The organism is Candidatus Erwinia dacicola (genome assembly GCF_001756855.1).
GTDB classification, from domain to species: Bacteria; Pseudomonadota; Gammaproteobacteria; order Enterobacterales; family Enterobacteriaceae; genus Erwinia; species Erwinia dacicola.
The window spans coordinates 1-7885 of record NZ_MAYS01000078.1 but is presented as its reverse complement, the minus strand read 5'-3'; the positions used below and the strand labels follow the sequence as shown (position 1 = coordinate 7885).

At 56.1% G+C, this 7885-nt stretch carries 5 protein-coding genes and 2 pseudogenes; 2 read left to right on the top strand and 5 right to left on the bottom strand.

Annotated features, from left to right (window positions below; translation table 11 throughout):
- Window positions 1-47: 47 nt before the first annotated feature.
- From BBW68_RS02185 to pepA, 3 genes are all read right to left on the bottom strand, one after another.
- Window positions 48-2903 (bottom strand): valine--tRNA ligase, encoded by a 2856-nt coding sequence (locus tag BBW68_RS02185; protein WP_070133818.1) that lies wholly within the window; start codon window positions 2901-2903, stop codon window positions 48-50.
- A gap of 12 nt (window positions 2904-2915) precedes the next feature.
- The gene (locus tag BBW68_RS02180; protein WP_070133817.1) at window positions 2916-3365 is read right to left on the bottom strand and encodes a DNA polymerase III subunit chi; all 450 of its coding nucleotides are present in this window, start codon (window positions 3363-3365) and stop codon (window positions 2916-2918) included.
- A 70-nt stretch (window positions 3366-3435) separates the two neighbouring features.
- Complete coding sequence (gene pepA / locus BBW68_RS02175; protein WP_070133816.1) at window positions 3436-4944, bottom strand: leucyl aminopeptidase; 1509 nt, start codon at window positions 4942-4944, stop codon at window positions 3436-3438.
- Between the two features lie 253 nt (window positions 4945-5197).
- Between pepA and lptF the strand changes: the two genes are divergently transcribed.
- Both lptF and lptG read left to right on the top strand, forming a co-directional pair.
- Entirely contained in the window at window positions 5198-6298 is a 1101-nt protein-coding gene (gene lptF / locus BBW68_RS02170) for an LPS export ABC transporter permease LptF (protein ID WP_070133815.1), read from the top strand.
- Window positions 6298-7374 carry an LPS export ABC transporter permease LptG gene (gene lptG / locus BBW68_RS02165; protein ID WP_070133814.1) on the top strand — a complete coding sequence of 359 codons (1077 nt, stop codon included), beginning with the start codon at window positions 6298-6300 and terminating at the stop codon, window positions 7372-7374. Before lptF ends, lptG begins: the two co-directional genes overlap by 1 nt.
- A 140-nt stretch (window positions 7375-7514) precedes the next feature.
- Here lptG and BBW68_RS19380 read toward each other — a convergent pair.
- Both BBW68_RS19380 and tnpA read right to left on the bottom strand, forming a co-directional pair.
- Window positions 7515-7631 (bottom strand): annotated as a pseudogene (locus tag BBW68_RS19380) (DUF445 family protein); the annotation flags it as partial.
- A pseudogene (gene tnpA, locus BBW68_RS02160) lies at window positions 7631-7852 on the bottom strand (IS200/IS605 family transposase); the annotation flags it as partial. The pseudogenes tnpA and BBW68_RS19380, both read right to left, overlap by 1 nt.
- Window positions 7853-7885: the final 33 nt, after the last annotated feature.

The window sequence follows — 7885 nt, the reverse complement described above, 5'->3', positions numbered from 1 at the left end:
TCTGGGGATCCCTCAGGGGCATGCTCCTCCCGCTGATATTGCTGATATTACAACGCGGCGATAACCGCCTGCTGCTCAATCAGCTTGCTCTTGGCCTGTTTGAAATCGGCTAGGCGCTCACGCTCTTTCGCCACCACCGCTTCCGGTGCACGCGCCACAAATCCTTCGCTGCCCAGCTTAGTGGTGATTTTTCCCATCTCCACTTCCACTTTCGCCACTTCCTTCGCCAGACGCTCCAACTCGGCTGCTTTATCCACCAAGTCCGCCATCGGGATCAGCAGCTCAGCACCGTCAACCAGCTTGGTCACGGCAACCGGGCCTTTTTTACCCGCTGGCAGCAGCTCCAGCGTGGTGAGGCGCGCCAAGGTTTTTAGAAAATTGTGGTTGTCGTTAACGCGACGCACCACGTCAGCACTGGCACTGCGCAGCAGCATGTCCAGCGGCTTAGCCGGGGAGATCTTCATCTCGTTGCGAATATTACGCACCGCGACGATAGCCTGCTTCAGCCATTCGGTATCGGCCATCGCAACGGCATCAACTCGGCTTGCGCTGAACTCCGGCATCGACTGCAGCATGATGGTGTCGTCGTTGATGTCCTTCAGCACTTTTACCTGTTGCCAGATGGTTTCGGTAATAAATGGAATGATGGGGTGCGCTAGGCGCAGCAGCGCTTCCAGAACCGTCACCAGCGTATTACGCGTGCCGCGCAACTGGGCTTCAGTTCCGCCGTTCATCACTGGCTTAGCCAGCTCCAGATACCAGTCGCAGAACTGGTTCCAAGTGAACTCATACAGGATGTTGGCGGCGATATCGAAGCGGTAGCTGTCCAGTGCGCCGCGGTAGGCCTTCACGGTTTCGTTGAATTCCGCGAGGATCCAGCGATCTGCCAGCGAAAGTTCCAGCTTGCCACCGTTGAAGCCGCAGTCGTGCTCTTGGGTGTTAATCAGCACAAAGCGGCTGGCGTTCCACAGCTTGTTACAGAAGTTGCGGTAACCTTCCAAGCGCTTCATATCCCAGTTGATGTCGCGGCCGGTTGAGGCCAGCGCCGCCAACGTAAAGCGCAGGGCATCGGTGCCGTGCGGCTCAATGCCGTTCGGGAACTGCTTCTCGGTGCGCTTGCGGATCTTCTCCGCCAGCTGCGGCTGCATCATGTTACCGATTCGTTTTTCCAGCAGGTCTTCCAGCGAAATCCCGTCAACCATATCCAGCGGATCGATAACGTTACCCTTCGATTTGGACATTTTTTGCCCTTCATCGTCGCGGATAAGGCCGGTCATGTACACGGTTTTAGACGGCACCTGCGGCTTACCATCTTCGTCCTTGATGAAGTGCATGGTCAGCATGATCATGCGCGCAATCCAGAAGAAGATGATGTCGAAGCCGCTGACCAGCACGCTGGTCGGGTGGAAGGTGCGCAGCGCTTCGGTGTTCTCCGGCCAGCCGAGGGTGGAGAAGGTCCACAGGCCGGAGGAGAACCAAGTGTCGAGCACGTCTTCGTCTTGGGTAAGCACCACGTCAGCCGCGATGTTGTTTTCCGCACGCGCTTCTTCTTCGCTGCGCGCCACATAGACGTTGCCTTCGGCATCGTACCAAGCCGGAATACGGTGGCCCCACCACAGCTGGCGTGAGATGCACCAGTCCTGAATGTCACGCATCCAAGAGAAATACATGTTCTCATACTGCTTCGGCACGAACTGGATATCACCCTGTTCCACCGCTTCTACCGCCACTTTCGCCAGTGGAGCAGTGCGCACGTACCACTGGTCGGTCAGCATCGGCTCGATCACCACGCCGCCACGGTCGCCGTAAGGTACGGTCAGGTCGTGCGGTTTGATCTCATCTAGCAGGCCGAGTGCATCAATCGCCGCGACAATCGCTTTACGCGCCGCAAAGCGTTCCAGTTTTTGGAACGCTGCCGGAATGGTCAGGTTTCCAGCGTCAGACTCTTTGCCGTTGGTGTCGTAAACTTGGGCGTTTTCGCGGATATCACCGTCGAAGGTCAGGATGTTGATCATCGGCAACTTGTGACGACGGCCCACTTCGTAGTCGTTGAAGTCGTGTGCCGGGGTGATCTTCATGCAGCCAGTGCCTTTCTCCATATCGGCATGCTCATCGCCCACAATCGGAATGCGGCGGCCGACCAGTGGCAGCACGAGGAATTTGCCGATCAGATCTTTGTAGCGCTGATCTTCCGAGTTGACTGCCACGCCGGTATCACCGAGTATGGTTTCCGGACGGGTGGTGGCAACCACTAGGTAATCTTTACCTTCAGCGGTTGTCACGCCGTCAGCCAGCGGGTAGCGGATGTGCCACATCGAGCCTTTCGACTCGCGGTTTTCCACTTCGAGGTCAGAGATTGCGGTGCGCAGTTTCGGATCCCAGTTTACCAAGCGCTTGCCACGGTAGATTAGGTTCTCTTTGTGCAGGCGCACGAACACTTCTTTCACCGCGTTCGACAGGCCTTCATCCATGGTGAAGCGCTCGTGCTCCCAGTCCACGGAGTTGCCTAGACGGCGCATCTGACGGGTGATGGTGCCGCCAGACTCGGCCTTCCACTGCCAGATTTTTTCGATGAACGCATCACGACCGTAATCTTTACGGGTTTTGCCCTCTTGGACGGCGATCTTACGCTCAACCACCATTTGCGTGGCGATGCCCGCGTGATCGGTACCTGCTTGCCACAGGGTGTTTTTACCCTGCATGCGCTGGTAGCGGATCATGGTGTCCATGATGGTCTGCTGGAAGGCGTGACCCATATGCAAGCTACCGGTGACGTTCGGCGGCGGGATCATGATGCAGAAGCTTTCTTGGCTGGTATCGCCATTCGGTTTGGAGTAGCCCTGTTGTTCCCAGTGCTCGTAGAGCGGCTGCTCGATATCTTGCGGGTTATATGTCTTTTCCATTTCTGCTATGTCTTAGGCAAGGGGGGGGGTTGCCGTATTCAAGTGGAATCCAACGCTGCGATACGCTTTGTAGCGGTCGCGCGCCAGCTGTTTCAAGGATGCTTCATAGGGAACGAAGTCTATCACTTCATAGAAAGTTGTGGCAAAATCTGCAAACTGCAGCAGCAGGCTGATCAGCAGGTCACGAGGCGAGTTTCCGCGCCGCTGCAGCCAGGTCAGTTCGACCGGTGCGCCATATTTCGGCCCTTCACCCGCTAGGTTATGCGGCACAAAGGCGCTGGCTGGACGCTGCCACAGGGCTTCATCTAGGCGGGTAGCTTGGGCTTCATCTTGGCAGGCAACCAGCACGCGTTTCCCTTCCCGCCAGCGCGCCTCGGCTAGGTCACAGACCAGCGCTTCCTGCGCACTCAGCCCGTCAACCGGGGTGTCGGTTTCCAGTAGATAGAAAGTTGCTTTTTTCATAATGATGCCAATTGGGTTCGGTTATTTCCGCAGGGGCTAGGCATGCCTAGCCCCTACAAAGGCTTAACGATTAATCGTCGCCGTTCAGACCCGCACGGTTGAGCAGGAACTGCGACAGCAGGGCGACCGGACGACCTGTTGCCCCTTTGGCCTTGCCGGAGCGCCAAGCCGTACCGGCTACGTCGAGGTGTGCCCAGTTGTACTTACGGGTGAAGCGCGCCAAGAAGCAGGCCGCGGTAATCGCACCGCCGGGACGGCCACCAATGTTCGCCATATCGGCAAAGTTGGAGTCCAACTGCTCCTGATACTCATCGTCCATCGGCAGACGCCATGCGCGGTCACCCGCCTGCTCGGATGCGCCAATCAACTCGTGCGCCAGCGGGTTATGGTTCGACAGCAGGCCGCTGATATGGTGGCCGAGCGCGATCACGCAGGCGCCTGTCAGGGTCGCTACGTCGATCACCACGTCCGGATTGAAACGCTCGACGTAGGTCAGGGCATCGCACAGCACCAAGCGACCTTCGGCATCGGTGTTCAAAACTTCAACCGTCTGGCCGGACATGGTTGTCAGCACGTCACCCGGGCGATACGCGCGGCTGCCAGGCATGTTTTCACAGCCCGCCAGCACGCCGACCACGTTAAGCGGCAGGCCCAGCTCGACCACCATGCGCATTACGCCGTACACCGACGCCGCACCGCACATGTCATACTTCATCTCGTCCATCGCTTCGCCCGGCTTCAGCGAGATCCCGCCGGTGTCGAAGGTGACGCCTTTACCGACCAGCACAATCGGGCGCGCATCCGCATCTAGGTTGCCTTTGTACTCAATCACCGACATCAGCGATTCGTTCTGCGATTCGGCACCGACGGCGAGATAGGCGTTCATGCCCAGCTCTTTCATTTGCTGTTCGCCGATGACGCGGGTGGTGATATTGCTCCACGCGTCCGCCAGCTGGCTCGCCTGCGAGGCCAAGTACGCGGCATTACAGATGTTTGGCGGCATATTGCCGAGATCTTTCGCTGCCTTCACGCCCGCCGCAACGGCTAGGCCGTGCTGGATAGCACGCTCGCCGCTGGTCAGCTCACGGCGCGTTGGCACGTTGAACACCATTTTACGCAGCGGACGGCGCGGCTCGACCTTGTTGCTTTTCAGCTGGTCGAAGCTATACAGCGTCTCTTTGGAGGTTTCCACCGCCTGACGCACTTTCCAGTAAGGATTGCGACCTTTCACGTGCAGCTCGGTCAGAAAACAGACGGCTTCCATCGAACCGGTATCATTCAGGGTGTTAATTGTTTTCTGAATAACCTGCTTGTAGTGGCGCTCGTCCAGCTCACGTTCTTTGCCGCAGCCGATCAAAAGGATGCGCTCAGAGAGAATGTTCGGCACATGATGCAGCAGAAGCGTCTGACCGATTTTCCCTTCCAGTTCACCACGGCGCAGCAGGGCACTGATGTAGCCATCGCTGATCTTATCGAGCTGTTCAGCAATCGGTGACAAGCGGCGCGGTTCAAACACGCCTACTACAATACAGGCACTGCGCTGTTTTTCCGGGCTACCGCTTTTTACACTGAACTCCATGCACTCTCCTGAACTTAAAGACAACGACGCTTGCTCCGGCTAGAATGGACCGCTTTCGTACCGTATAGCTCTAGTGCAATATGTCGCTGTCAGATTGAGTTCTGGTGATAATAAGTTTTTTTGCATCACCAGAACGTGATAGTTGTCATACTATTTTAGCTATGACTTGGGTCATTGATAGAAAAAATGGCGTGTAAGCGATGAAACTAGCGATTTTTCTGCAAAAAAACAAGTTTTCACAGGCGTACTCAGCGTGATCATCATTAGATATCTGGTTCGGGAAACGCTCAAAAGCCAGTTGGCTATCCTGTTCATCCTGCTGCTGATCTTCTTTTGCCAGAAGTTATTCAGGATTTTGGGAGCCGCGGTGGATGGCGAGATTCCAACAAATTTAGTACTCACATTATTGGGCCTTGGCGTGCCGGAAATGGCGCAACTAATCCTGCCGTTAAGCCTGTTTTTAGCCATTTTGATGATGCTTGGCCGGTTATACACCGAGAGCGAAATCACGGTGATGCACGCCTGTGGTTTAGGCAAGAGCGTGCTGGTGAAGGCGGCGATGATCCTGATGCTGTTTACCGCGCTGCTGGCAGCGGTTAACGTCGGGTTCCTTGGGCCGTGGTCCTCGCGCTATCAAAGCGAAGTTATACAGAATGCAAAAGTCAACCCGGGTGCGGCTGCACTCGCGGCCGGGCAGTTTCAGCAGTCGGGCGATGGCCAGTCGGTACTGTTTATCGAGAACACTAAAGGCAACACCTTTGACAACGTGTTCTTGGCGCAGATGCGCCCGAAGGGCAATGCCCGCCCGTCCGTGGTGGTGGCCGATCATGGACATATGTCGCAGCGTGCCGATGGTTCGCAGGTGGTGACGCTGGATAGCGGCACGCGTTTCGAGGGCATCGCGCTGTTGCACGACTTCCGCATTACCGATTTCAAAAATTATCAGGCGATTGTCGGCCACAAGGAAGCGATTCTGGATCCAAATGATTCCGAACAGATGGATATGAAAGCCCTGTGGCGGTCCGATAAACCCGATTTCCGCAGCGAGCAGCACTGGCGTCTGACGCTGGTGTTCTCGGTGCTGGTGATGGCGCTGATGGTAGTGCCGCTCAGCGTGGTCAACCCACGCCAGGGCCGCGTGCTGTCGATGCTGCCTGCCATGCTGCTGTACCTGATTTTTTTCCTGTTGCAGAGCTCGTTACGCGCCAGCGGCGGCAAAGGGTGCCTTGACCCGGCGATCTGGATGTGGGTGGTTAACCTAGCTTATCTTGGGCTGGCGATACTGCTGAACGCTTGGGATACCGTACCGATGCGCCGCCTGCGCGCACGCTTTACTCGCGGAGGATCGGTCTGATGTTTGGCGTTCTTGACAGATATATCGGTAAAACGATTTTCAACACCATCATGGCGACGCTGTGCATACTGGTGTCGCTCTCCGGCATCATTAAGTTTGTCGATCAGCTGCGTAAAACCGGGCAGGGTGACTACACCGCGCTCGGTGCCGGGCTGTACACAATCCTCAGTGTGCCGAAAGATATTGAGATCTTCTTCCCAATGGCGGCGCTGCTGGGGGCACTGCTGGGCCTCGGAACGCTGGCACAGCGCAGCGAGCTGGTGGTGATGCAGGCATCCGGCTTTACCCGCATGCAGATTGCCGCCTCGGTGATGAAAACCGCGATCCCGCTGGTGCTGCTGACCATGGCGATTGGTGAGTTTGTCGCCCCACAGGGCGAGCAGATGGCGCGTAACTACCGTGCGCAGCAGCTAGTGGGCGGTTCGCTGCTCTCCACGCAGAGCGGGCTGTGGGCGAAGGACGGGAATAACTTTATCTTTATCGAACGTATTCGCGACGACAACCAGCTGGCGGGCATCAGCATCTACAGCTTTAACAAAGAGCGCCGCCTGCAATCGGTGCGCTACGCGGCATCGGCGAAGTACGATGCGAATAAAAGAGCGTGGGCGCTGGCGCAGGTCGATGAATCAGACCTGACTGACCCGCAGCAGGTGAGAGGCAGCCAGACGCTGACCGGCGAGTGGAAAACCACGCTGACACCGGACAAGCTGGGCGTGGTGGCCTTGGACCCGGCGGCGCTGTCTATTACCGGCCTGTATAACTACTCAAAATATCTGAAGCAGAGCGGTCAGATGTCCGGGCGCTACCAGCTGAATATGTGGAGTAAAATCTTCCAGCCGCTGTCGGTGGCGGTGATGATGCTGATGGCGCTGTCGTTTATCTTTGGATCGCTGCGAAGCGTGTCGATGGGGATGCGCGTGGTAACCGGGATAAGCTTCGGCTTCCTATTCTACGTGCTGGACCAGATTTTCGGCCCGCTGAGCTTGGTGTATAACATCCCGCCAATCTTCGGCGCACTGCTGCCAAGCGCGGCGTTCTTCGCTATCAGCGTGTATATGTTGTTGAAGCCCAGATAATTGTTGCGGTTATGGGTCGACCAGAAAAGCGGTCGATTCCCACAAGATCTGTAGGGGCTGATGGTCAGCCCGTAATGATGGTGCGGCGTTCACGGAACTCGTGTAGAGGTTGACCCTCTTTTTCGGTCAGCCCTTTTTTCTTACAGCACCAGCGACGGCAGATACAAAATCAAACCAATCACCTCGCCAACCAGCGTGCTGTTAATGCGGATTCGCTGCAGATCGCTCCCGATATTCAGCTCTACCTGATGTGACATATTTTTGATATTGCCAGTTTTAGCGGATAATTGATCAGCAAATGCACATAGTCGCATTCGCCGTCCATTTCAACCAGTTCAACATCAAAATCAGCGCATACGCTGGCAAAGTAGCTGCGTAGCTTTTCGATGGCATCAAGATCAAATATCTGTCGTCGATATTTGGCGACGAATACCAAGTGAACATGCATCAGGAAAACGCAGTGTCTTCCTCGTCGAATATCAGTTTATTTTGTCATAGACCAAAGTATAAT